Origin of the sequence: Streptomyces sp. NPDC058335 (assembly GCF_042723915.1) — a bacterium.
In the GTDB taxonomy this organism is placed as follows: domain Bacteria; phylum Actinomycetota; class Actinomycetes; order Streptomycetales; family Streptomycetaceae; genus Streptomyces.
The window spans coordinates 293,021-316,639 of sequence record NZ_JBHXHX010000009.1 but is presented as its reverse complement, the minus strand read 5'-3'; the positions used below and the strand labels follow the sequence as shown (position 1 = coordinate 316,639).

23 protein-coding genes, 2 tRNA genes and 1 pseudogene are annotated in these 23,619 nt (G+C 73.0%); 14 read left to right on the top strand and 12 right to left on the bottom strand.

Annotation, left to right across the window (positions count from 1 at the left end):
* The first annotated feature begins 27 nt into the window (after positions 1–27).
* The 3 genes from ACFWJX_RS20385 (at position 28) to ACFWJX_RS20375 (ending at position 604) form a co-directional block, all read left to right on the top strand.
* Positions 28–99, top strand: a tRNA-Cys gene (locus ACFWJX_RS20385).
* A 9-nt stretch (positions 100–108) separates the two neighbouring features.
* Positions 109–180, top strand: a tRNA-Asp gene (locus tag ACFWJX_RS20380).
* Positions 181–217: 37 nt separating this feature from the next.
* Positions 218–604, top strand: coding sequence for a hypothetical protein (locus tag ACFWJX_RS20375; protein WP_383244849.1), 387 nt, complete (start codon positions 218–220; stop codon positions 602–604).
* Here the strand turns inward: ACFWJX_RS20375 and ACFWJX_RS20370 are convergent.
* From ACFWJX_RS20370 to ACFWJX_RS20350, 5 genes are all read right to left on the bottom strand, one after another.
* Entirely contained in the window at positions 529–933 is a 405-nt protein-coding gene (locus tag ACFWJX_RS20370) for a hypothetical protein (RefSeq protein ID WP_383244846.1), read from the bottom strand. The genes ACFWJX_RS20375 and ACFWJX_RS20370 overlap by 76 nt on opposite strands.
* A gap of 259 nt (positions 934–1,192) precedes the next feature.
* Complete coding sequence (locus ACFWJX_RS20365; RefSeq protein WP_383244843.1) at positions 1,193–2,170, bottom strand: acyl-ACP desaturase; 978 nt, start codon at positions 2,168–2,170, stop codon at positions 1,193–1,195.
* A gap of 230 nt (positions 2,171–2,400) precedes the next feature.
* Positions 2,401–3,177, bottom strand: coding sequence for a dimethylargininase (gene ddaH / locus ACFWJX_RS20360; RefSeq protein WP_383244840.1), 777 nt, complete (start codon positions 3,175–3,177; stop codon positions 2,401–2,403).
* A 129-nt stretch (positions 3,178–3,306) separates the two neighbouring features.
* Positions 3,307–4,929 carry an ABC-F family ATP-binding cassette domain-containing protein gene (locus ACFWJX_RS20355; protein WP_383244837.1) on the bottom strand — a complete coding sequence of 541 codons (1,623 nt, stop codon included), beginning with the start codon at positions 4,927–4,929 and terminating at the stop codon, positions 3,307–3,309.
* A gap of 269 nt (positions 4,930–5,198) precedes the next feature.
* Positions 5,199–5,615 carry an SsgA family sporulation/cell division regulator gene (locus tag ACFWJX_RS20350; RefSeq protein WP_383244834.1) on the bottom strand — a complete coding sequence of 139 codons (417 nt, stop codon included), beginning with the start codon at positions 5,613–5,615 and terminating at the stop codon, positions 5,199–5,201.
* 224 nt (positions 5,616–5,839) lie between these two features.
* On the opposite strand from ACFWJX_RS20350, the gene ACFWJX_RS20345 reads away from it, so the two are divergent.
* Positions 5,840–6,976: a WD40/YVTN/BNR-like repeat-containing protein gene (locus ACFWJX_RS20345; RefSeq protein WP_383244831.1), complete on the top strand. Its 1,137-nt coding sequence runs from the start codon at positions 5,840–5,842 to the stop codon at positions 6,974–6,976.
* A gap of 47 nt (positions 6,977–7,023) precedes the next feature.
* Positions 7,024–7,350 (top strand): plasmid stabilization protein, encoded by a 327-nt coding sequence (locus ACFWJX_RS20340; protein WP_383244828.1) that lies wholly within the window; start codon positions 7,024–7,026, stop codon positions 7,348–7,350.
* A gap of 13 nt (positions 7,351–7,363) precedes the next feature.
* On the opposite strand, the gene ACFWJX_RS20335 is transcribed toward ACFWJX_RS20340, so the two are convergent.
* The gene (locus ACFWJX_RS20335) at positions 7,364–7,660 is read right to left on the bottom strand and encodes a YciI family protein (protein WP_383244825.1); all 297 of its coding nucleotides are present in this window, start codon (positions 7,658–7,660) and stop codon (positions 7,364–7,366) included.
* A gap of 50 nt (positions 7,661–7,710) precedes the next feature.
* Here ACFWJX_RS20335 and ACFWJX_RS20330 point away from each other — a divergent pair, with 50 nt between their 5' ends.
* A complete protein-coding gene (locus ACFWJX_RS20330; protein ID WP_383244822.1) occupies positions 7,711–8,442 on the top strand; it encodes an endonuclease V in 732 nt (243 codons plus the stop codon).
* Here ACFWJX_RS20330 and ACFWJX_RS20325 read toward each other — a convergent pair.
* Positions 8,418–8,606 (bottom strand): hypothetical protein, encoded by a 189-nt coding sequence (locus ACFWJX_RS20325; RefSeq protein WP_086771178.1) that lies wholly within the window; start codon positions 8,604–8,606, stop codon positions 8,418–8,420. The two genes, ACFWJX_RS20330 and ACFWJX_RS20325, sit on opposite strands and share 25 nt — an antisense overlap.
* 214 nt (positions 8,607–8,820) lie before the next feature.
* Between ACFWJX_RS20325 and mmpA the strand changes: the two genes are divergently transcribed.
* Positions 8,821–8,967, top strand: coding sequence for a morphogenic membrane protein MmpA (gene mmpA / locus ACFWJX_RS20320; RefSeq protein ID WP_094102551.1), 147 nt, complete (start codon positions 8,821–8,823; stop codon positions 8,965–8,967).
* Positions 8,968–8,995: 28 nt separating this feature from the next.
* Here mmpA and ACFWJX_RS20315 read toward each other — a convergent pair whose 3' ends face one another.
* On the bottom strand, positions 8,996–10,174 hold the full coding sequence (locus tag ACFWJX_RS20315) for a saccharopine dehydrogenase family protein (RefSeq protein WP_383244817.1): 1,179 nt from the start codon (positions 10,172–10,174) through the stop codon (positions 8,996–8,998).
* A gap of 91 nt (positions 10,175–10,265) precedes the next feature.
* On the opposite strand from ACFWJX_RS20315, the gene ACFWJX_RS20310 reads away from it, so the two are divergent.
* The 4 genes from ACFWJX_RS20310 to ACFWJX_RS20295 all read left to right on the top strand — a co-directional run bounded on the left by ACFWJX_RS20310 (position 10,266) and on the right by ACFWJX_RS20295 (position 15,406).
* Positions 10,266–10,646, top strand: a complete 381-nt coding sequence (locus ACFWJX_RS20310; RefSeq protein WP_383244814.1) for an MmcQ/YjbR family DNA-binding protein — start codon at positions 10,266–10,268, stop codon at positions 10,644–10,646.
* Positions 10,647–10,785: 139 nt separating this feature from the next.
* A complete protein-coding gene (locus ACFWJX_RS20305) occupies positions 10,786–11,961 on the top strand; it encodes a CaiB/BaiF CoA transferase family protein (protein ID WP_383244812.1) in 1,176 nt (391 codons plus the stop codon).
* Positions 11,958–13,172, top strand: a complete 1,215-nt coding sequence (locus ACFWJX_RS20300) for an acetyl-CoA C-acetyltransferase (RefSeq protein WP_383244809.1) — start codon at positions 11,958–11,960, stop codon at positions 13,170–13,172. The genes ACFWJX_RS20305 and ACFWJX_RS20300 overlap by 4 nt, the downstream gene beginning before the upstream one ends.
* A gap of 41 nt (positions 13,173–13,213) precedes the next feature.
* Positions 13,214–15,406 carry a 3-hydroxyacyl-CoA dehydrogenase NAD-binding domain-containing protein gene (locus ACFWJX_RS20295; RefSeq protein WP_383244806.1) on the top strand — a complete coding sequence of 731 codons (2,193 nt, stop codon included), beginning with the start codon at positions 13,214–13,216 and terminating at the stop codon, positions 15,404–15,406.
* Between the two features lie 13 nt (positions 15,407–15,419).
* On the opposite strand, the gene ACFWJX_RS20290 is transcribed toward ACFWJX_RS20295, so the two are convergent.
* Complete coding sequence (locus ACFWJX_RS20290) at positions 15,420–16,142, bottom strand: MerR family transcriptional regulator (protein ID WP_383244803.1); 723 nt, start codon at positions 16,140–16,142, stop codon at positions 15,420–15,422.
* Positions 16,143–16,265: 123 nt separating this feature from the next.
* Between ACFWJX_RS20290 and ACFWJX_RS20285 the strand changes: the two genes are divergently transcribed.
* Positions 16,266–16,754: a macro domain-containing protein gene (locus ACFWJX_RS20285; RefSeq protein ID WP_383244801.1), complete on the top strand. Its 489-nt coding sequence runs from the start codon at positions 16,266–16,268 to the stop codon at positions 16,752–16,754.
* Positions 16,751–17,665, top strand: a complete 915-nt coding sequence (locus tag ACFWJX_RS20280) for a PfkB family carbohydrate kinase (RefSeq protein ID WP_383244798.1) — start codon at positions 16,751–16,753, stop codon at positions 17,663–17,665. The genes ACFWJX_RS20285 and ACFWJX_RS20280 overlap by 4 nt, the downstream gene beginning before the upstream one ends.
* Positions 17,666–17,828: 163 nt before the next feature.
* Here the strand turns inward: ACFWJX_RS20280 and ACFWJX_RS20275 are convergent, their stop codons facing one another.
* The gene (locus ACFWJX_RS20275; RefSeq protein WP_383244795.1) at positions 17,829–18,785 is read right to left on the bottom strand and encodes an FAD-dependent oxidoreductase; all 957 of its coding nucleotides are present in this window, start codon (positions 18,783–18,785) and stop codon (positions 17,829–17,831) included.
* A gap of 91 nt (positions 18,786–18,876) precedes the next feature.
* Between ACFWJX_RS20275 and ACFWJX_RS20270 the strand changes: the two genes are divergently transcribed.
* Positions 18,877–20,517 (top strand): ABC-F family ATP-binding cassette domain-containing protein, encoded by a 1,641-nt coding sequence (locus ACFWJX_RS20270; RefSeq protein WP_383244790.1) that lies wholly within the window; start codon positions 18,877–18,879, stop codon positions 20,515–20,517.
* A 4-nt stretch (positions 20,518–20,521) separates the two neighbouring features.
* On the opposite strand, the pseudogene ACFWJX_RS20265 reads toward ACFWJX_RS20270, so the two are convergent.
* Positions 20,522–21,090 (bottom strand): annotated as a pseudogene (locus ACFWJX_RS20265) (putative glycolipid-binding domain-containing protein).
* 64 nt (positions 21,091–21,154) lie between these two features.
* Positions 21,155–23,566 carry a Tex family protein gene (locus tag ACFWJX_RS20260; protein ID WP_383244787.1) on the bottom strand — a complete coding sequence of 804 codons (2,412 nt, stop codon included), beginning with the start codon at positions 23,564–23,566 and terminating at the stop codon, positions 21,155–21,157.
* Positions 23,567–23,619 lie beyond the last annotated feature (53 nt).

The following is a 23,619-nucleotide window of genomic DNA, read 5'->3' as shown; positions in this document are numbered from 1 at the left end:
GGTGCGGTTAAGATCCGGGAGCGCTTCCGGACGTAGCGCAGAGGCAGTCGCGGTGCCCTGCACAGGCACGTCACGCCGGTTCGAATCCGGCCGTCCGCAGGCGTGCGCGGTCCCGTGGAGCAGAGGCGGACTCACCGCCTTGTCAGGGCGGACACGCCGGTTCGAATCCGGTCGGGACCACGGCACGGCGGGCACGGGTGCGGGCGGGCGGGAAAACATGGACGAGGCGAACGGGTCCGTCTCCGACGCGGAGACGGCCGTCTTCCGCGAGGTCGTGGGCAAGCTGCGGGCCCTGCCCGTCGACGATCCCGTACGGCTGCGGGCCGAGCAGGTCGCCGCCTCCTTCGCCCGCGACGGGCGGCTGCGGCGGCGCAAGGCGCGTGCCGCCGAGGTGTCGGCCGCCGACGCCGCGGCGATGGCCGCGACCGCGACCGGCGCCCCGGACCGCCGCGAGGACGTGCCGCTGGACGGCGCCGGCCGCACCGGCGTCTTCCACCGCCCGCGTACCTGCTACGTCTGCAAGTCGCCCTACCGGCAGGTCGACGCCCGCGCGCGCAGCGCCGGCGGGCAGTCGGGGCGTACGGACAGTGCCCAGCGCGTGTAGCCGGGCAGTGGGCGCTCGGCGTCCGCTTCGGTGACCGTCCGCCAGTCGTCCCGGGTCAGGACCATGGACGCGGCGGACCGTGCGGCGGCCATGGTGCCGGCCTCGCGCAGGGCACCGACGAGGCCGAGGCGGACGTAGCTCCCGGGGACCTCGGGTTCCTCGCCCGGCACCCTGTGCACCCGGACCGGCCGCGTGCGGCCGGGTCCGAAGGGGACGCCGCGGGCGACGGCCCGGCGCAGACCCGCGTCGGTGCCGAGGTGGCGCCACACCACGGCGTTCAGCTCGGGATCGTCCTCCTCCAGGATCCACAGCACCACCGAGGACGGCACGTTCCGCCGGCTCCACACCCGGTTAGGCCTGCTCTGGACCGCCTCGGGTCCGTCGGGTTCGGGGGTGGGGAGCGCGATCCGGTTCCCGGATCCGGACGGCGGCGTCCTCGTCGGTCGGACCGAGCAGGAAGCCGAGCGCCTGCCGGACCGTGTGGCTGTAGTGCATGGCGGAATGATGCCGCAGGCCGCGAACGGCCCGCACCGGGAATTCGCTTCCCTGTGCGAGCCGTTCGCGTGCGGCGCGGTGGTGGCCGGTGGGTCAGCCCGCGGCGCGGGCCGCCATGCGGGCCTTGCGGGCCGCCAGCTTCTCGTCGAACTTCGACGCCTCCGCGTCCAGGCCGCCCAAGTACAGGCCGAGTTCCTCCTGCGCCTTGAGGCCCTCCGGGCCGAGACCGTCCATGTCCAGGACCTTCAGGTAGCGCAGGACGGGCTGGATGACGTCGTCGTGGTGGATGCGCATGTTGTAGATCTCGCCGATCGCCATCTGCGCGGCGGCCCGCTCGAAGCCGGGCATGCCGTGTCCGGGCATCCGGAAGTTCACGATCACGTCGCGCACCGCCTGCATCGTCAGGTCGGGCGCGAGCTCGAACGCCGCCTTGAGCAGATTCCGGTAGAAGACCATGTGCAGGTTCTCGTCGGTCGCGATGCGTGCCAGCATGCGGTCGCAGACCGGGTCGCCCGACTGGTGGCCGGTGTTGCGGTGCGAGACGCGGGTCGCCAGCTCCTGGAAGGCGACGTAGGCCACCGAGTGCAGCATCGAGTGGCGGTTGTCCGACTCGAAGCCCTCGCTCATGTGGACCATGCGGAACTGCTCCAGCTTGTCCGGGTCCACCGCGCGCGAGGCGAGCAGGTAGTCGCGCATCACGATGCCGTGCCGGCCCTCCTCCGCCGTCCAGCGGTGCACCCAGGTGCCCCAGGCGCCGTCACGGCCGAACAGCGAGGCGATCTCGTGGTGGTAGCTGGGGAGGTTGTCCTCGGTGAGCAGGTTCACCACGAGGGCGATCCGGCCGATCTCGGTGACCTTGGACTGCTCCTTGTCCCAGGACTGGCCGTCCTCGAAGAAGCCGGGGAAGTTGCGGGCGTCGCTCCACGGCACGTACTCGTGCGGCATCCAGTCCTTGGTGACCTTCAGATGCCGGTTGAGTTCGGTCTCGACCACTTCCTCCAAGGCGTACAGCAGCCGGGCGTCGGTCCAGACGGCGGAGGGACTGCCGAGGTGCGGGGAGGTGGTCGTCACGGATGCTCCAGGGGGACGTGATCAAATGCGGACTACGTCCGGCGGGCGGGCGCCGGAACTTACGGGATCGTAGGCTACGAACCCGTAGGTTACGTAGCCGTAGGTTAAGTTCGCTGTAAAGACTGCTGATCAGCCACTGTTCCGTCGGACGTCCAGGAGCTTTTCCAGTACCCCGGAAGGGCCCCGGGACACGCAGGTCGCGGGGCCGAACCGGTGACACGATCACCCGGTCAGGCGTACAGGTCCCGCAGGCGCACCGAGAGGCATGTCACACACCCCTCCAGCTTCTCGAACTCGCTGATGTCGACCACGACGGGCTCGTACCCGAGGTCGGCGAGCAGCTCCGTGGTCTTGGGCGCACTCGCCGAGATGAGCAGCCTGGGGCCGCCGAGCAGCACCACATGGCCGCCGGCCTCCTCGGGCACCGACAGGAACCGCGGGAACAGCGCCGGCCGGTCCACCTTCGGGATGTGGCCGATCACGGTGCCGTCGGGCAGTGCGGTGACCGCCGACTTCAGATGCAGCACCTTGCTGACGGGGACGGCCACGACCCGCGCCCCGAGCGGCTCGAAGGCCTCCCGGACCTGCTGGACCCCGGCCGCGTTGGTGCGGCCGCCCCGGCCGACGTAGACGGTGTCGCCGGCCTTGAGGACGTCGCCGCCGTCCAGCGTGCCCGGCTCCCAGATCCAGTTGACCGAGCAGCCCAGCCGGGCGACGGCCTCCTCGACCCCGGCGGTCTCCGCGCGCCGGGACTCGGCACCGGACCGCGCGATCAGGGCGACGTTGCGGTACATCACCACCGTGTCCTCGACGAACACGGAATCCGGGCAGTCGTCGGCGGGGTCGACCTCGACGGTCTCCCAGCCGTTGGTCCGCAGGGCCTCGGCGTAGGCCTCCCACTGCTCCAGGGCGAGGCCCACGTCGACCGCCTCGCGCTCGACATGCGTCACCAGGCCTTCGGCGAGGCGCGGGCTGGGGCGGCGGATGAGGGCCTTCTTGCTGGGCACGTCCAGGTCTTTCGCATCGGCGGTGGCTGACCGGCGCCGCGTGAGGGGCGCCGGTCAGCCATCATGCAGGGCCCGTCCACGACGGCAAAACCCCGCCGCCGGGCTGTGGCCCTTCTGAGACCCGCCGCGCTACGCCGGATCCGCCAGCTCGTCCGCCGAGGTCTCCCGCAGCTCCCCGTCCAGCAGCAGCCAGCGGGTGATCCCGATCGACTCCAGGAACGGCAGATCGTGGCTGGCCACGATCAGGGCGCCCTCGTAGGACTCCAGGGCGGACGTGAGCTGGCGGACGCTCGCCATGTCGAGGTTGTTCGTCGGCTCGTCCAGCATCAGCAGCTGCGGCGCGGGCTCGGCCAGCATCAGCGCCGCGAGCGTCGCCCGGAACCGTTCGCCACCGGAGAGCGACGCCGCCTTCTGGTCGGCGCGGCCGCCCTTGAACAGGAAGCGGGCCAGCCGGGCCCTGATCCGGTTGTTGGTGGCGTCCGGCGCGAAACGGGCCACGTTCTCGGCGACCGTCAGCTCGTCGTCGAGGACGTCCAGCCGCTGCGGCAGGAAACGGAGCGGCACATGCGCGTGTGCCTCGCCCGCGACCGGGGCCAGCTCCCCGGCGACCGTGCGCAGCAGGGTCGTCTTGCCCGCGCCGTTGCGCCCGACCAGCGCCACCCGCTCGGGCCCGCGCAGGTCGAGACCGCCCTCCACGCGCGCGCCGTACGCGAGCCGCAGATCCAGCAGGGTGAGGACGTCACGGCCCGGCGGTACGGCCGTGTACGGCAGGTCGACGCGGATCTCGTCGTCGTCCCGGACGGCCTCGACCGCCTCGTCGAGCCGCTCCCTGGCCTCGGCGAGCTTCTCCTCGTGCATGATGCGGTGCTTGCCGGCGGACTCCTGCGCCGCCCGCTTGCGCGCCCCCATGACGATCTTCGGTTCGCGTTTCTGGTCCCACATCTTCTGGCCGTACCGCTTGCGCCGGGCCAGCTTGACCTGGGCGTCGACCAGTTCGCGTTTCTGTTTGCGCAGGTCGGACTCCGCGACCCGCACCATGCGCTCGGCGGCCTCCTGTTCGGTGGTGAGCGCCTCCTCGTAGACGGAGAAGTTCCCGCCGTACCAGGTGACCTCCCCGGCGCGCAGGTCGGCGATCTGGTCGACGAGTTCGAGCAGCTCCCGGTCGTGGCTGACGACGACCATCACGCCCGGCCAGGAGGTCACGGCCGCGTACAGCCGCCGCCGGGCGTACAGGTCGAGGTTGTTGGTCGGTTCGTCGAGCAGCAGGATGTCCGGCCGGCGCAGCAGCAGCGCGGCCAGCCGCAGCAGGACGGACTCGCCGCCCGACACCTCGCCGATGGTGCGGTCCAGGTCGATGTGGCCGAGGCCGAGTTCGCCGAGGGTGGCCAGGGCGCGTTCCTCGACGTCCCAGTCGTCGCCGACGGTCTCGAAGTGCTCCTCGGACACGTCCCCGGCCTCGATGGCGTGCAGCGCGGCCCGGCGGGCGGCGATGCCGAGGGTCTCGTCGACGCGGAGGGAGGTGTCGAGCGTGACGTTCTGCGGGAGATATCCGACCTCGCCGGCCGGACGGACGGTGCCGTCGGAGGGGGTGAGTTCGCCGGCGATCAGCTTCAGCAGGGTCGACTTGCCGGAGCCGTTGACGCCGACGAGGCCGGTCCGGCCGGGGCCGAAGGCGACGTCGAGCCCGTCGAGGACGGGGGTGCCGTCGGGCCAGGCGAAGGAGAGGGACGTACAGGTGATCGAAGATGACAAGGGGGCCTCGCGGTCGCGTGTGCGGTCAGGGCAACGCGTATCGAGACACCGGAAGGCGGCGACCACCGCGGGAGCGGGGGAGCCACGGAAACCCGTGGGAAGGCCCTGCTCCGCAAGGACGGCTCGAACGCCGAGGTCGCACGCGACGCCGACACCCTCCTGGGTGCGGCGTGGTGTCTCAGGACCTCAGACGAGCAACGTCCTTCTCCTATCGGCGGCAACAGATGCGTTCCACACCGTAGGAGCGGCCGGGAAGGGCTGTCAACGGATTAACAGGCGTCCCGCATCAGCTCCGCGAGGTCGTGGTCCAGGTCGAGCTGGAGGTGCTCCAGACCGGCCGGCACCAGCTCGCTGGTGGCCTGGAGGAACCGCCGGATCTCCGACGAGTGCACATGCACGATCGCGGTGCCCTCGGGCGCGTGGAACTCCAGCACGGTCCGGTCGTAGCCGTACGGCCGCACGCGGACGTCTCCGTCGCCCTCGGCGTCGTGCAGGCCCGCGGTGAGCAGGTCGCGGGCGAACGTCCAGCAGACGTCCACGCCCTCCAGGGTGGCCGGGGCGGGGAAGGTCATGCGGACGGCGAAGGGATCACGCCGGTCGTAGTGCAGTGTGGCGGGGATGCTCTGCATCCGAGGCGCGGCGGCGACCAGGCGCGCCTCGACGGGCTGCTCGATGACGATGGACAACGCCTTGCTCCCTTGTGACGGCGGGGCGAACTTGCGGACGGGTGGGGCCGGACACTGGAAGAGACGCCGGAACCGGCCGATCCGTGCACACGAAGACCGAGTGACCTCGGTCACCGCCTTTCATGCACAGGAGTGACTCACCTCTCCCGCTGTGCCCCGTCGGGCCGTTGAGGTGATCGCGGGCATCTGGACGCCACCGAAGCGGTGGACTAGCTTCGCCCGCCATGAGGCCCTTGGGGAAGACGCGGCGCAGGACAGGCACGGTACGGACGGCACCGGCGAGGCGCGCGGGGCGGACGGCCGCGGCGGGAGCGGTCTGCGCGGCGGCGCTGGCCGTGCTGACGGCCGTACCCGCGCAGGCCCACCAGGCCGGGCCCGGAGGCCACGCGCCCGCGTGGGCGCTCAAGGACACCGGCACCCCCGCCGTCCGTTTCCGCGGGCTGGCCGCGGTCGACCGGGACACCGCCTGGGTGGCCGGCACGCAGGGCACCGTCCTGCGCACCACGGACGGCGGCGCGAGCTGGCGGAACGTCTCCCCGCCCGGCGCCGCCGACCTCCAGTTCCGGGACGTCGAGGCGTTCGACGCACGGCACGCCGTGGTGCTGGCCATCGGTGAGGGCGAGGCCTCCCGCGTGTACCGCACCGACGACGGCGGGGCGACCTGGACGGAGTCCTTCCGCAACACCGACGCACGGGCCTTCTACGACTGCCTGACCTTCTTCGACCGCCGCCACGGCCTGGCGATGAGCGACCCCGTGGACGGCCGGTTCCGCATCCTGTCGACCAGCGACGGCGGCCGCTCCTGGACGGTGCTGCCGGACGCGGGCATGCCGTCGGCCCTGCCGGGCGAGGCGGGCTTCGCGGCGAGCGGCCAGTGCCTGGTGTCGGCCGGTTCCCGCGACGTGTGGCTGGCCACCGGCGGCGCCGCACGCGCGCGCGTGCTGCACTCCGCGGACCGGGGACTGACCTGGACGGTCACCGACGCCCCGATCCCGGCGGGCGACCCCGCGCGCGGGGTGTTCGCACTCGCCTTCCGCGACCGCGGCCACGGCCTCGCGGTCGGCGGCGACCACCGCGCCGACCGGCCCTCCCCGTCGGCCGCCGCGACGACCGGCGACGCCGGTCGCACCTGGCGGCCCGCCGGCACGCCCCCGCCCGCCTACCGCTCCGGCGTCGCCTGGCTGCCGCACAGCCGTACCGCCGCCCTCGCGGTCGGCCCGACCGGCACCGACCTGACCACGGACGCCGGCCGCACCTGGCGCACGCTCGACACCGGCTCGTACGACACCGTCGACTGCACCCCCGACCGTGGCTGCTGGGCCGCCGGCGAACAGGGGCGGGTGGCACGGCTGGAGCGATAGCCGTTTGGGTACCCGGCCGGGGCGGACACGAAAGGAAGTGAGCGCACATGCCACGCGGTTCCAGCCCCAAGCGGGAGCGCCAGTACCAGCACATCAAGGAAAGCGCGCAGGAGCGGGGGGAGAGTGCCGGCCGGGCGAAGGAGATCGCCTCCCGCACGGTGAACAAGGAGCGCGCCCGGTCCGGCGAGTCGAAGACCGCGAGCCGCACCTCCACGCAGGACATGTCGTCCGGCGAGCGGGGCGGCCGGCGGTCCGGGAAGGGCTCCCAGGGGCCCACGTACGACCAGCTGTACGAGGAGGCCAAGCGGCGCGGCGTCCACGGCCGTTCGGACATGAACAAGAGCCAGCTGCGACGCGCCCTCGGCAAGGACTGACGGCGCGGCCCGCTCAGCCGGGCGTGACCCGGTACCGCTCCAGCTCGGGCGCCGTCTTCGTGGCCTCGAACTCCGTGACCCGGTACGCGCACACGCCGGCCAGGACGAAGGGATCGCCCGCCGTGAGTTCCTCGATCCGGGCCCGGTCCTCCGCGACGGCGACGATCACCCCGCCGTCGCGGGGGTTCTTGCGCCCGGACGCCAGGAACGCCCCGCGCGCGTACTGCTCCTCGAGCCAGGCGACATGGTCCGGGAGTACGGCGTCCACGGCGTCGAGCGGTGCGGTGTAGGTCAGTTCCAGTACGAACATGATCGCGAGCCTACGCCGCCCGGGGGCCGCCCCGTAGGCTCGTCCCCACCATGAGGACCGTAAGCATTCCGGCGGGCCGGCCCGCCACCGAGGAAGAGGCCCGCGCCGTCCAGGACGAACTCCGGGCCGGGTTGGTGCTGGACGAACCCGGGCCGCCGCCCGGCACCGGGCACGTGACCGGGGTCGACGTCGCCTACGACGACGAGCGCGACGTCGTGGTGGCGGCCGCCGTCGTGCTGGACGCGGCGAGCCTCGACGTGGTCGCCGAGGCCACCGCCGTGGGGCGGATCTCCTTCCCGTACGTCCCCGGCCTGCTCGCCTTCCGGGAGATCCCCACCGTGCTCGCCGCCCTGGACGCCCTGCCCTGCGAACCCGGCCTGGTCGTCTGCGACGGCTACGGCCTCGCCCACCCCCGCCGCTTCGGCCTGGCCAGCCACCTCGGGGTTCTCACCGGCCTGCCGACGATCGGCGTCGCCAAGAACCCGTTCACCTTCACGTACGCCGACCCGGCCGCCGCGCGCGGGTCGACGGCACCGCTGCTCGCCGGTGACGACGAGGTCGGCCGCGCCCTGCGCACCCGTGCGGGCGTCAAACCGGTCTTCGTGTCCGTCGGCCACCGGGTGAGCCTGGACAACGCCTGCGCCCACACCCTGGCCCTCGCCCCGGAGTTCCGCCTGCCGGAGTCGACCCGGCGGGCGGACGCGCTGTGCCGCAGGGCGCTGAAGGAAGCCCTTCAGGAGGCGCCTCAGGGGATGCCTCAGGAGTCGGCCACCCGCCACTGACCGACCTCGCGGTACTCCGAGTCGTACACCGGCGACCCGTCGCCGGGCTCCAGGGCGTAGTGGCCGAGGTTCCCGCCCCAGTACCGCAGGACACGCCCCAGCTCACGGGCCCGGTCCTGGGCCGACGCCCCCTCGTCCAGGGCGACTTCGAGAACGAACTTCACGCAGCTCACCTCCCTCCGCTCGCGCCCTTCCATCGTTTCATTGAAGTGCTTCTTGGCACTTTGCGTCCCAACAGCACCCGAAACACGGGGGGAAGGAGGTCAGAAGTCTCAAATCCGGGTCACGCCGGGGCCGTCGACGGGATGGGGCACGAGTGCGCCGAACTGAGTACCTGTACGGATGTGCCGCCCGGTGCGCGGCCGACAGGCTGGCCGCATGACGACGCACCGAGCCCCGAAGCCCCTCGCCGACCCCGACCGGCCCGTCGAGCGCGCCGTGAACGCGGCGCTGGTCCTCGCCGTCCTGGCCGGACTCGGCTGGATCGCCGGGATGATCTACACCCTGGTGGAGTGGCCGGTCTAGGCCGACGGGACCCGGACCGGCCCCTCGGTCAGCGGCTCGCCGCCACCCGGAAGCGGATGCCCGCCGCGCGCAGCCGTTCGGTCAGCGCGTCACCCATCGCCACCGCCGTCGTGACCTGCCCGGCCGTCTCCGGCAGGTCGTCGAAGGCCAGGGACAGCGCCGCCTCGGCGAACATCTTCGCCGTCTCGTCGTAGCCGGGGTCCCCGCCGGAGACCTCCGTGCACACCCGCCGGCCGCCGCCCTCGCCCACGAACCGGACGGAGAACCAGCTGCGCGCCCGCTTCTCGGCGCTCGGCCCCGCACCGGGCTTCAGCCGGTCCGACAGCCACCGCCGGGCGGGTGGCACCTGGGCGGCGGCGAACAGCGCACCGACGGCCGCGGTCCCGCCCACCGCGACCGGCAGCCGTCGTACGGCCGCGTAGTGGCGGTAGCGGAAGTCGGGGCCGTAACGCTCCAGGGCCTGCGCCGACCGGCGCACGATCTGCGGGTCGATCGTCGGCAGGGGGAGCGCCCAGGCATCGACCTCCGGGGCGAACCGTGGCGTCCCCAGCGGTGCCGTGGCCCGGCGGCCCACCAGCCGGGGTTCGTGCCGGTGCCGTTCGCGGGCCGCGGTGACCATCTGCCGACCGCGGGCGAACTGGCCGAGCGCGGAGGCGAACGTGCCGCCGGAGAAGGTGGCGTCGGCGCTCACATAGCCGTCCACGGTCAGCGGCACGCCCTCCGGGAGCTGCCGGACGGTGAAGTACGCGCCCAGGTCGTGCGGGACGGAGTCGAACCCGCACGCGTGCACCAGCCGGGCGCCCGTCTCCCGCGCGCGTGCGTCGTGCCGGACGTACATCAGGTCCACGAACTCCGGCTCACCGGTCAGGTCGAGATAGTCGCTGCCGGCGTCCGCGCAGGCGGCCACCAGTTCCTCGCCGTACGCCACATAGGGGCCGACGGTCGTCGCGACCACGCGCGCGTGCTCGGCGAGGGCGCGCAGCGACGCCGGGTCGGACACGTCCGCCCGCAGCACACCGGGCTCCGCGCCGCCCGGCAGTCCGTCCCGCAGCTGCCGCAGCTTCTCCTCGTCGCGGCCGGCCAGCGCCCAGCGCAGATCCGCGGGCGCGTGGGCCGCGAGGTACTCGGCGGTGAGCGTCCCGACGAAGCCGGTCGCCCCGAAGAGCACGAGGTCGTACGGACGGTCCGTCATTTTCATCCTGCTCATGACACCCCTTGGTCTCGCAGCCCGCGCCGCTGTCGGTGGCTGAGGCTAGCGTGAGCAGTGCGGAGCCCGACGACGAGCCCGGAGGCAGCAGGTGGCCGTGGACAGGAACGCCCTGAGGAAATGGGAGAGAGTACGCCGCTTCGCGCTCGGCCTGCCGGGTGCGACCGAGGAGTTCCCGTGGGGTGAGACCGTCGCCAAGGTCGACCGGAAGGTGTTCGTCTTCCTCGGCGTCACCGACGGCAGCCACCCGCTCGGCCTCACGGTCAAGCTGAAGGACGAGACGGCCCACGCCCACGCGCTGGCCTCCCCGGGCGCCGCGCCGGCCGGGTACGGCCTCGGCAGAGCGGGGTGGGTGAGCGTCCCGCTGGCGGGGGAGGGCGCCCCCGCGGCCGAGCTGCTGTGCGACTGGGTCGAGGAGAGCTACCGCACGATCGCCCCGAAGCGGCGCACGACGGAACTCGACGCTCCTTGAGGGGGGCGGACGGGACTCCCGGACCGGGACCCGGCCGGCGCACCCTGGCCAAGCGCTTGCTCGCCATGTCTTGTGTCCACTGGAACACGTTCTTAGCATCACTGGTGTTACATCGGTTGTGTCACAGCAAGGGGGCTGGATGACGACGACGGCAGACACGGCGGGGCACGGCCCGCTCGCCGGGGTGCGCGTGGTCGAGCTGGCCGGCATCGGGCCCGGCCCCTTCGCGGCCATGCTGCTGGCCGACCTCGGCGCCGACGTCGTCCGGGTGGACCGCCCCGGCGGCTCCTCCCTCGGCATCGACCCCGCCCACGACGTCACCAACCGCAACAAGCGCTCGGTGCTCGTCGACCTGAAGGCACCGGACGGCCCCGCGCGCGTGCTCGACCTCGCCGCCCGCGCCGACGTGCTCATCGAGGGCAACCGCCCCGGCGTCGCCGAGCGCCTCGGCGTCGGCCCCGAGGCCTGCCACGCCCGCAACCCCCGGCTCGTCTACGGCCGGATGACCGGCTGGGGCCAGGACGGCCCCCTCTCCCAGCGGGCCGGTCACGACATCGCCTACATCGCCCTCACCGGCACCCTCGGCATGATCGGCGCCCCTGGCACCCCGCCGCCCGCCCCCGCCAACCTGCTCGGCGACTACGCCGGCGGCTCCCTCTACCTCGTCGTCGGCGTCCTCGCCGCCCTGCACCACGCGCGCGCCACGGGCACCGGGCAGGTCGTCGACGCCGCCATCGTGGACGGCACCGCCCACCTCTCCGCCATGATCCACGGCATGCTCTCGGCCGGCGGCTGGCAGGACCACCGCGCCGCCAACCTCCTCGACGGCGGCTGCCCCTACTACGGCACCTACGAGACCGCCGACGGCGGCCACATGGCCGTCGGCGCCCTGGAGCCGCGGTTCTACGACGAGTTCCTGCGCCTCCTCGGCATCGACGGCTTCGACGACGCCCGCACGGACCCGACCCGCTGGGGCGACCTGCGTGAGGCCGTCGCGGCCGGTTTCACGTCCCGCACCCGCGACGAGTGGACAGCCGTCTTCGACGGCACCGACGCCTGTGTGGCGCCCGTGCTGTCGCTTCGCGAGGCCCCGCACCACCCGCACCTCGCCGCCCGCGGCACCTTCACCGACCACGGCGGTATCACCCAGCCCGCCCCCGCCCCCCGCTTCTCCGCGACCCCCACCGCCGTGCGCGGCGGGCCCGCGCGGCCAGGCGCCGACACGGCCGCCGTCGCCCGCGACTGGGACGTGCCCCGGCTCGCCGAAACCCGAGACCCCCAGCTCCCCGACCCTCACCGAAAGGCCTCCCCGTGAGCACCGAAGCGTACGTCTACGACGCGATCCGCACCCCGCGCGGGCGCGGCAAGGCAGGCGGCGCCCTGCACGGCACGAAGCCCATCGACCTCGTCGTCGGGCTCATCCACGAGCTGCGCGAGCGCTTCCCGAGCCTGGACCCGGCCGCGATCGACGACGTCGTGCTCGGCGTCGTCGGCCCGGTCGGCGACCAGGGCTCCGACATCGCCCGGATCGCGGCGATCGCCGCCGGACTGCCGGACACCGTGGCGGGCGTACAGGAGAACCGCTTCTGCGCCTCCGGCCTGGAAGCGGTCAACCTGGCCGCCATGAAGGTCCGTTCGGGCTGGGAGGACCTCGTCCTGGCGGGCGGCGTGGAGTCGATGTCCCGGGTGCCGATGGCCTCCGACGGCGGCGCCTGGTTCAACGACCCGATGACCAACCTCGCCGTGAACTTCGTGCCGCAGGGCATCGGCGCCGACCTCATCGCCACCATCGAGGGCTTCTCCCGCCGGGACGTCGACGAGTACGCCGCCCTCTCCCAGGAGCGCGCGGCCACCGCCGTCAAGGAGGGCCGCTTCGACCGCTCGATCGTGCCGGTGAAGGACCGCAGCGGCCTCGTCGTCCTCGACCACGACGAGCACCTGCGCCCCGGCACCACCGCCGACTCCCTGGGCAAGCTCAAGCCCTCCTTCGCCGACATCGGCGAACTGGGCGGCTTCGACGCCGTGGCGCTCCAGAAGTACCACTGGGTGGAGAAGATCGACCACGTCCACCACGCGGGCAACTCCTCCGGCATCGTCGACGGCGCCTCGCTCGTCGCGGTCGGCTCCAAGGAGGTCGGCGAGCGGTACGGCCTCACCCCGCGCGCGCGGATCGTCTCCGTGGCCGTCTCCGGCTCCGAGCCCACGATCATGCTCACCGGCCCCGCGCCCGCCACCCGCAAGGCCCTCGCCAAGGCCGGCCTGACCATCGACGACATCGACCTCGTCGAGATCAACGAGGCGTTCGCGGCGGTCGTCCTGCGCTTCGTGCGGGACATGGGCCTGTCCCTGGACAAGGTCAACGTCAACGGCGGCGCGATCGCCCTCGGCCACCCCCTCGGCGCCACCGGCGCCATGATCCTCGGCTCGCTCGTCGACGAACTGGAGCGCCAGGACAAGCGCTACGGCCTCGCCACCCTGTGTGTGGGCGGCGGCATGGGCATCGCCACGATCGTCGAACGCGTCTGACCACCCCGGCGGAACCAAGAGACTTCTACGGAGACCCTGTCATGACACAGAGCACCACCATCCGCTGGGAACAGGACCGCACCGGCCTCGTCACCCTCGTCCTCGACGACCCGGACCAGTCCGCCAACACCATGAACCAGGCGTTCCGCGCCTCCCTCGCGGTGGTCACCGACCGCCTGGAGGCCGAGAAGGACACCGTCCGGGGCGTCATCATCACCTCCGCGAAGAAGACCTTCTTCGCCGGCGGCGACCTGCGCGACCTGATCCGCGTCACCCCCGAAACCGCCCAGGAACTGTTCGACGGCGGCCTGGAGATCAAGCGCAACCTGCGCCGCATCGAGACCCTCGGCAAGCCCGTCGTCGCCGCCCTCAACGGCGCGGCCCTCGGCGGCGGTTACGAACTCGCCCTCGCCTGCCACCACCGCATCGCCCTGGACGCCCCCGGCGCGAAGGTCGGCTGCCCCGAGGTCACGCTCGGCCTGCTCCCCGGAGGCGGCGGCGTCGTCCGCACGGTCCGTCTGCTCGGCATCGCCGACGCCCTCCTCAAGGTCCTTCTCCAGGGCACCCAGTACAGCCCGCGGCGCGCCCTGGAGAACGGCCTGGTCGACGAGGTCGCCGACACCCACGAGGAGATGCTCGCGAAGGCCCGCGCCTTCATCGACGCCAACCCCGCGTCGCAGCAGCCCTGGGACAGGCCCGGCTACCGCATCCCCGGCGGCACCCCCGCCCACCCCAAGTTCGCGGCGAACCTGCCCGCCTTCCCCGCCACCCTGCGCAAGCAGACGGGCGGCGCCCCCTACCCCGCGCCGCGCAGCATCCTCGCCGCCGCCGTCGAGGGGGCCCAGGTCGACTTCGAGACCGCGCAGGTCATCGAGGCCCGCTACTTCGTGGAACTGGCCGCGGGACAGACGTCCAAGAACATGATCCAGGCCTTCTTCTTCGACCTGCAGGCCGTGAACTCCGGCGTCAGCCGGCCCCAGGGCGTCGCGCCCCGCCAGGTCCGCAGGATGGCCGTCCTCGGCGCCGGGATGATGGGCGCCGGCATCGCCTACTCGGCCGCCCGCGCGGGCATCGACGTCGTCCTCAAGGACGTCTCCCTCGAAGCGGCCGTCAAGGGCAAGGCGTACTCCGAGAAGCTCTGCGCCAAGGCCGTCTCCCGCGGCCGTACCAGCCAGGAGAAGGCGGACGCGCTGCTCGCCCGCATCACGCCCACCGCGGACCCGCAGGACCTGGCGGGCTGCGACGCCGTCGTCGAGGCCGTCTTCGAGGACACCTCGCTCAAGCACAAGGTGTTCCAGGAGATCCAGCACATCGTCGAGCCGGACGCCCTGCTCTGCTCCAACACCTCCACCCTCCCCATCACCGTCCTCGCCGAGGGCGTCGAGCGGCAGGGCGACTTCGTCGGGCTGCACTTCTTCTCGCCCGTCGACAAGATGCCGCTCGTCGAGATCATCCGGGGCGAACGCACCGGCGACGAGGCCCTCGCCCGCGCCTTCGACCTGGTCCGGCAGATCAAGAAGACGCCGATCGTCGTCAACGACTCGCGCGGCTTCTTCACCTCACGGGTGATCGGCCACTTCATCAACGAGGGCGTCGCCATGGTCGGCGAGGGCATCGAGCCCGCGTCCGTGGAGCAGGCGGCCGCCCAGGCCGGCTATCCGGCCAAGGTCCTGTCCCTGATGGACGAGCTGACGCTGACCCTGCCACGCAAGATCCGCAACGAGTCGAAGCGGGCCGTCGAGGAGGCCGGCGGCACCTGGCCCGGCCACCCCGCCGAGGCCGTCATCGACCGCATGGTCGACGAGTTCGGCCGCACCGGCCGCAGCGGCGGCGCCGGCTTCTACGAGTACGGCGAGGACGGCAGGCGGGCCGGCCTGTGGCCCGGCCTGCGCGAGCACTTCACCCGTGAGGACACGCGGATCCCCTCCGAGAGGGTGCCTTTCGAAGACATGCAGGAACGCATGCTCTTCTCCGAGGCCCTCGACACCGTCAGGCTCCTGGAGGAAGGCGTCCTGACGTCGGTCGCCGACGCCAACATCGGCTCCCTGTTCGGCATCGGCTTCCCCGGCTGGACCGGCGGCGTCCTGCAGTACATCAACGGATACGACGGCGGCCTGCCCGGATTCGTGGCACGCGCGCGGGAACTCGCCGAGCGCTACGGCGACCGCTTCACCCCGCCCGCGCTGCTGGTGGAGAAGGCGGAGAAGGGCGAGACCTTCACGGACGGGCGCTGAGCCGCCGCGCCCGTCACGGGGAGCCGTCCGACTCCGGCGGCTCCCCGAGCCACTCCCGCACCTCCTGGGTGAGCGACCGCTGGAACGCCGTCAGCAGCGCCTGCACCACCAGCGGCTGCATGTGCGCCGACAGCGACCGCACCGCCCGCGCGTCCCGCTCCGCCACATCCTCCCGCAACAGCCGCGACAACTCGTGGGCCGCGGCCCGCGCATGGTCCACCAGAACATTGCGGGCCGCGAGGATCGCCTCCTGCGACAGCGGTACGGCGAGGAGGCGGACGCCCAGCCTGAGCAGCCCGGCGTCGACGCGGTAGGAGCCGTCGCCGGCCCGCTCGCCCAGCACGCCCATCGCGGCGAGCCGCTCCACGTCCTCCTCGTCCAGCGTCCGCCCCGCCCGCCGCTGGAGCTCCTCGCGCGTCACCGTCTCCACGCTGTCCGGCGCCCAGGACGCCACCACCGCCCGGTGCACGGCGAGGTCGTGGGCGTCGAGACCGGGCGGCAGCCGGTCCAGGTAGCGCTCGATCGCCGCCAGCGTCAGGCCCTGCCGCTGCAACTCCTCGATCAGCGCGAGGCGCGCGAGGTGCTCCGGGCCGTACTGCCCCACCCGGCGCGGACCGATCACCGGCGGCGGCAGCAGCCCCTTGGTGCTGTAGAAGCGCACCGTCCGCACGGTGACCCCCGCGCGCGCGGCCAGCTCGTCGACCGTGAGGGCCGGCTCCTCGGTCTCGATCGTCATGTGCAGCAGTATCGCTGTCACACCAATGGTGTGAAACCCGCGGGCGTCCATGACGATCACCCCTGAGAAGTGACGAAGCAGCGGGCCTGAGCCACTGTCGGTGGCATCGCCTACGGTGGCGTCATGTCGGAGATCACTTATGTACGGGGTGACGCCACCGTGCCATCGGTGAAGGGCGTCAAGGTGATCGCCCATGTCTGCAACGACATCGGGGGATGGGGCAAGGGCTTCGTGCTGGCGCTGTCGCGCCGCTGGCCCGAGCCGGAGAAGGCCTACCGCGCCTGGCACCGCGAGCGCGCGGCGAACGACTTCGGGCTGGGCGCCGTCCAGCTCGTCCAGGTCGAGCCGTACGTGTGGGTGGCCAACATGGTCGGCCAGCGCGGCATCAGGACCGGCAGCAAGGGCGTCCCCGTGCGCTACGAGGCCATCGACACGGCGCTCGAACGCCTGGCGGGCGAGGCCACCGAACTCGGTGCCTCCGTCCACATGCCCCGCATGGGCTGCGGACTGGCCGGCGGCAAGTGGTCCCGGGTCGAGCCGCTCGTCCTCGGGCGGCTGGTGGAGCGGGGGATCGCGGTCACGGTCTACGACCACGGGGAGGGGGCGAAGTGAACCGGGACATCGACGTGCTCGTGCTGGGCGGCGCGGGTGTGGACACCATCGTGTACGTGCCGGAGCTGCCGCTCCCGTACGCCGACAGCTACATGATCGACAGTGGGGTCCGCACCCGGGCCGGACAGACGGGCGACTTCGTCGCGCTCGGCCTGACCGCCCTCGGCCTGCGCACCCACCACCTGGACCTCCTCGGCGACGACCCCGAGGGCGACCTGGTGCGCGCCCTGCACGAGGACAGGGGCATCGCCCTCACCGCGGTCCCGCAGCCCGCCGGCACCAAACGCGCCGTCAACCTCGTCGGACCCGACGGCCGGCGCCTCTCCCTGTACGACACGAGCCGCGCCCACCCCGACGACCGGTTCCCCGACGACACCCTGCGCACCCTCGCCGCAGCGAGCCGGCACGCGCACGTGTCCGTCACCCACCCCTGCGCGCACGCCCTGCCCGTCCTGCGCGAGGCCGGCGTGACCCTCTCCACCGACCTGCACAACTGGGACGGCGAGAACCCCTACCACGAGCCGTTCGCGCACACCGCCGACATCGTCCTCCTCTCCACGGCGGCCCTGGCCGACCCCGAGCGGACCATGCGCCGCATCGTCGAACGGGGCCGCGCCGAGGTGGTCGTCGCCACGGCCGGCGCCGAGGGCGCGTACCTGCTGGCCGACGGCGAGCTGACCCACGTACCGCCCGCGCCGCCCCCGGCCCCGGTGGTGGACAGCAACGGCGCCGGGGACGCCTTCGCCGCCGCCTTCCTCTACGGCCGCCTCACCGGCGAACCCCCGCACCGATGCGCCGAGTACGGTGCGATCGCGGGGGCGTACGCCTGCACGGTGCCGTCGACGGAGGCCGACGCCATCGGGGCGCCGGACCTTCTCGCCCGCGCGGCCCGGGGGAGCCGCATCACCTGAGCCCCGGCCGACACCCAATCGCCCTGCCCGCGTCCCGTTCGTCGGCGGCGTGCGGCCCTTCGCCGCCGCCACGGCCGGCACGCCGACGGCCACGCCCGACTCCGGGCCGCTGGACGGCGTAGAAGCCCCACGGCATACGCAGCGCGTCCCGTAGGGCGCCGGGTCAGAAGGGGACGGCCAGTCCGGCCGCCTCCTCCGCGCATCCCCACGCCACGGTCACCCCGGCCCCGCCGTGCCCGTAGTGGTGCACCACCACCCGCCCGTCCGGCAGCACCTCCCGCTCCAGCCGCACCGCGGGCCGGACCGGCCGCAGCCCCACCCGGTGTTCCAGCACCCGCGCCCCGGCCACCTCCGGCCGCAGGGCCGCACAGCGCCGGACGATCGCCGCCGCCACCGCCGGATCCGGCTCCAGGGACCACACGTCGTCCTCGGCCGTACCGCCCAGCAGCAGCCGCCCCGGCTGCGGGAAGAGGTAGGCCATCTCCCCCTCGGCCGTGGTGGACACGAGCCAGGTGCGGACACCCGGGTTCTCCACGACGACCAACTGCCCGCGCACCGGCCGTACGGAGGGGTCCGCGGCCAGGTCGCGGGCGCCCAGGCCGGTGCAGTTGACCACCACCGGCGCGTCCGCCTCGGCCAGGTCCCGGACCGTACGCTCCTCGACCGTGCCGCCCGCACGCCGCAGCCGCTCCCGCAGCCAGGGCAGATGGGCCGCCATGTCGATCAGCGGCAGCCGGGCCCGGACGGCGCTCCCGCCGGCGTACTCCGCCGTCGTCGCCCGGCGCAGCCCGGCCAGCCGGCCGACGGCCCAGCCCTCGACGTCGTCCAGGTCCGTCTCGCCCATCACTCCGTCGACCAGACGCACCCCGGTCGTCCCGGGCCGCTCCGCCAGGTCCTCGTACACCTCCAGCGAGCGCAGCGCCCAGGTCCGCGCCGATGCGATCGGCTCTATGTGGTACGGCCACCACAGCGCGCCCGCGACCGCCGAGGTGGTCCGCTCCACCGGGTCCCGGGTCCACACCCGGACCCGCCGGCCCCGCTCGGCGAGGACGACCGCCGTCGTCAGCCCGACGACCCCGCCCCCGACCACGATCACATCGCCGCTGCGCTGAGTGTCCACGCACGGACGGTAGCCGGTCACCGCCTCCCGGGCGACGGGGCGAAACCGGCGTGACCCCGACACCGCGGGGCCGACTAGGATCTACCGTCTGATGACTGCCACCCTCGTCGCCAAGAACCTCGCCGCCGGCCACGGCGACCGCTCCCTCTTCTCCGGGCTCGACCTCGTCGTCGCCCCCGGGGACGTGATCGGGCTGGTCGGAGCCAACGGCGCCGGCAAGTCCACCCTGCTGACGCTCCTCGCCGGGCTCACCGCACCGGAGCAGGGCGAACTGCGCCTGTCCCCGCCGACCGCGACCGTCGGCCACCTGCCCCAGGAGCCCGAGCGCCGCCCCGGCGAGAGCGTGCGGGACTTCCTCGCCCGCCGCACCGGTGTCGCCGAGGCCCAGCGGACCATGGACGAGGCCACCCAGGCCCTCGTCGACGGGGCGCCGGGTTCCGACGACGCGTACGCGACGAGCCTGGAGCGCTGGCTCGACCTCGGCGGCGCCGACCTCGACGAGCGCGCCGAGGAGGTCGCCGGCTCCCTCGGCCTCGGCGTCGGCCTGGACCAGCCGATGACCTCCCTGTCCGGCGGCCAGGCGGCCCGCGTGGGCCTCGCCTCCCTCCTCCTGTCCCGCTACGACGTCTTCCTCCTCGACGAGCCGACCAACGACCTCGACCTGGACGGCCTGGAGCGCCTCGAACGCTTCGTGACCGGCCTGCGCGCCGGCACCGTAGTCGTCAGCCACGACCGCGAGTTCCTCACCCGCACGGTCACCAAGGTCCTCGAACTCGACCTCGCCCAGCAGCAGATCAGGCTCTACGGCGGCGGCTACGACGCCTACCTGGAGGAGCGGGACGTGGCCCGACGGCACGCCCGTGACGACTACGAGGAGTTCGCCGACAAGAAGGCCGCGCTCCAGGACCGCGCGCAGACCCAGCGCTCCTGGATGGACAAGGGCGTGAAGAACGCGCGCCGCAAGGCGGCCAACGACAACGACAAGATCGGCCGCAAGTTCCGCAGCGAGGCCAGCGAGAAGCAGGCCGCGAAGGCCCGCCAGACGCAGCGCATGATCGAACGCCTGGAGGTGGTCGACGAGCCGCGCAAGGAGTGGGACCTGCGCATGGAGATCGCGTCCGCCCCGCGCTCCGGCGCCGTCGTGGCGACCCTCCGTGACGCCGAGGTGCGGCGCGGCGGCTTCGCCCTCGGCCCGGTGACCCTCCAGATCGACTGGGCCGACCGGGTCGCGGTGACCGGCGCCAACGGAGCGGGCAAGTCCACTCTGCTCGGCGCGCTCCTCGGCCGGGTCCCGCTGGACGCGGGACACGCCACCCTCGGCTCGGGCGTCCTGGTCGGAGAGGTCGACCAGGCCCGCAAGCTGTTCCACGGCCCCGAGGCGCTGCTGGACGCGTTCGGCGCGGCCGTCCCCGACACCGAACCGGCGGAGGTGCGCACCCTGCTGGCCAAGTTCGGCCTCAAGGCGGACCATGTGCTGCGCCCGGCGGCCACCCTGTCACCCGGCGAGCGCACCCGCGCCGCTCTCGCGCTCCTCCAGGGCAGGGGAGTGAACCTCCTCGTCCTCGACGAGCCCACCAACCACCTGGACCTCCCGGCGATCGAGCAGCTGGAATCGGCCCTCGACGCCTACGAGGGCACCCTCCTGCTGGTCACCCACGACCGCCGCATGCTGGACGCGGTCCACGTCACCCGCCGCCTGGAGGTCGCCGACGGAAAGGTGACGGAGCGCTAGCCGGTCACCCCGCGATACGCGTGGCCAGCCCCGGACAGTCGACGACGAAGCCGTCCGCGTCGAGGTCCAGGTCGCTGCGGAAGGTTCCGGAGGCGAACCGCACCCGGCCCCCGCCGCCACGCGTGCGCGCCAGATGGGTGTACGTCTGGCACGACGGCCGTACGGTCAGGTCCGGCACGGACACCCAGGCCATCAGCATCCGCCGCTCGCCCGCCGCCCGGTGCAGCCCGTGCCGCAGCACCGGCAGGTGTTGGTCAGCGGACACAGGCCCAGGTCGCAGTCGAGCGCGCCCTCGAAGGCGGGCAGCCGCTCGCCGTCGGCCGTCCAGCCGCCCCGCCCGTCGTGCCGCAGATCGAGGCTGCGGCCGCGGGCGGCGGTCTCGGCCGTCACCCGCAGCAGGCGCGTGACACAGCCGTCCGACGTCTGAAGCTCGTACGTGATCCAGTACGTCTCCGGCACGGTCCCCACCGCCCGCCCCCGGGCCCGCAGGACGCCGCCGTCGAGTTCGGCCCAGGCGGTCTCGTAGCCCCGGCTCGCCGGTACGTCCCAGGTGAGTACACGCGAGGTGCTCATACCGGCACTGTACGAGACGGGCCCGGTCCCCGCGGCGTGCGGCAACCGGGCCCATGCGCGCGTGTCACCGCTTGCCCTTCGGGTCGGCCAGGCCGGCCCGGCGCAGGGCGTCCGCCATCGCGCTGTTGGCCGGCGGCGGAGCCTGACGCCCGCCGGCGGCCCGCTGACCGCCGCCCCCGCCACGCTGCCCGCCCTGCTGACGCTGCCCGCCGCCCTGCTGCCGCTGCTGCGGCGGACGCCCGCCGCGCTGCGGCCGGCCCTCGCCCGAGGGGTCGCCCTTCGGGGCCGCCTCGTCGTCCAGCCGGAGCGTCAGCGAGATCCGCTTGCGCGGGATGTCGATGTCGAGGACCTTCACCTTGACGATGTCACCGGGCTTGACCACGTCCCGCGGGTCCTTGACGAACGTCCTGGACAGCGCGGAGACATGCGCCAGCCCGTCCTGGTGGACGCCGATGTCGATGAACGCCCCGAAGGCCGCCACGTTCGTGACGACACCCTCCAGGACCATCCCGGACGCCAGGTCGGAGATCTTCTCCACACCCTCCTTGAACGTGGCCGTCCTGAAGGCCGGCCGCGGGTCGCGGCCGGGCTTCTCCAGCTCCTTCAAGATGTCGGAGACGGTCGGCAGACCGAACTTCTCGTCCACGAAGTCGGTCGGCCGCAACGAACGCAGCACCGCCGTGTTGCCCACCAGCGAAGCGACCTCCTGCCCGGACGACTTCACCATCCGCCGCACCACCGGGTACGCCTCCGGGTGCACGCTGGAGGCGTCCAGCGGGTCGTCGCCGCCACGGATCCGCAGGAAGCCCGCGCACTGCTCGTACGCCTTCGGGCCGAGCCGGGGCACCTTCTTCAGCGACTGCCGGGACGTGAACGGCCCGTTGGAGTCCCGGTGCGCCACGATGTTCTCGGCGAGACCGGAGGTGATGCCTGAGACCCGGGCGAGCAGCGGGGCCGAGGCGGTGTTCACGTCGACACCGACGCCGTTCACACAGTCCTCCACCACCGCGTCCAGCGAACGCGACAGCTTCAGCTCGGACAGGTCGTGCTGGTACTGGCCGACCCCGATCGACTTCGGGTCGATCTTCACCAGCTCGGCCAGCGGGTCCTGGAGCCTGCGCGCGATCGAGACCGCGCCGCGCAGCGACACGTCCATGTCGGGCAGCTCCTGCGAGGCGAACGCGGACGCCGAGTACACGGACGCGCCGGCCTCGGACACCATCACCTTGGTGACCTTCAACTCCGGGTGCTTGTCGATGAGTTCACCGGCGAGCTTGTCGGTCTCGCGGGAAGCGGTGCCGTTGCCGATCGCGATCAGCTCGACCGCGTGCTCCTTCGCCAGCCGGGCCAGCCTGGCGATCGCCTCGTCCCACCGGTTCGCGGGGACGTGCGGATGGATGACGTCGGTGGCGACGACCTTGCCGGTCGCGTCGACGACGGCGACCTTCACGCCCGTACGGAAGCCGGGGTCCAGGCCGAGCGTCGCGCGCGTGCCCGCCGGGGCGGCGAGCAGCAGATCGCGCAGGTTCGCCGCGAAGACGTTCACCGCCTCGTCCTCGGCGGCCGTGCGCAGCCTGAGCCGCAGATCGATACCGAGGTGCACCAGGAGGCGGGTTCGCCAGGCCCAGCGGACCGTGTCCTTCAGCCACTTGTCGCCCGGCCGCCCGCGGTCCGCGATGCCGAACCGGTGCGCCACGATCCCCTCGTACGAGGACGGCCCGTCCGTCGGCTCCTCCGGCTCCAGGACGAGGTCGAGGACCTCCTCCTTCTCGCCGCGCAGCATCGCCAGGATCCGGTGCGAGGGCAGCGCGGTGAACGGCTCGGCGAAGTCGAAGTAGTCGGCGAACTTCGCGCCCGTCTCCTCCTTGCCCTCCCGTACCTTCGCCGCCAGCCGGCCCCGCACCCACATGCGCTCGCGCAGCTCGCCGATCAGGTCGGCGTCCTCCGAGAACCGCTCGGTGAGGATCGCCCGCGCCCCGTCCAGCGCGGCCTGCGGATCGGCGACGCCCTTCTCGGCGTCGACGAAGGCGGCCGCCGCGGCGAGCGGTTCCACCGAGGGGTCGCCGAGCAGCCCGTCGGCGAGCGGCTCCAGGCCCGCCTCCCGTGCGATCTGCGCCTTCGTCCGCCGCTTCGGCTTGAACGGCAGGTAGATGTCCTCGAGCCGCGCCTTGGTCTCGGCGCCCCGGATCCGCGCCTCCAGCTCGTCGCTGAGCCTGCCCTGCTCGCGCACGGACTCCAGGATCGCCGTCCGGCGCTCCTCCAGCTCCCGCAGATAGCGCAGCCGCTCCTCGATCGTGCGCAACTGCGCATCGTCGAGCATCTCGGTCGCTTCCTTGCGGTAGCGGGCGATGAAGGGCACCGTCGAGCCGCCGTCGAGCAGCTCCACGGCGGACCTCACCTGCCGCTCCCGTACGCCGAGTTCCCCGGCGATCCTGCCTTCGATGGACCCTGCGAGGGGTGGCAGCTCTGTCGTCACGATTCCCGTACCGCCTTCTCCACTGAGGTTGCGCGGCAATTGTGGCAGGCGGC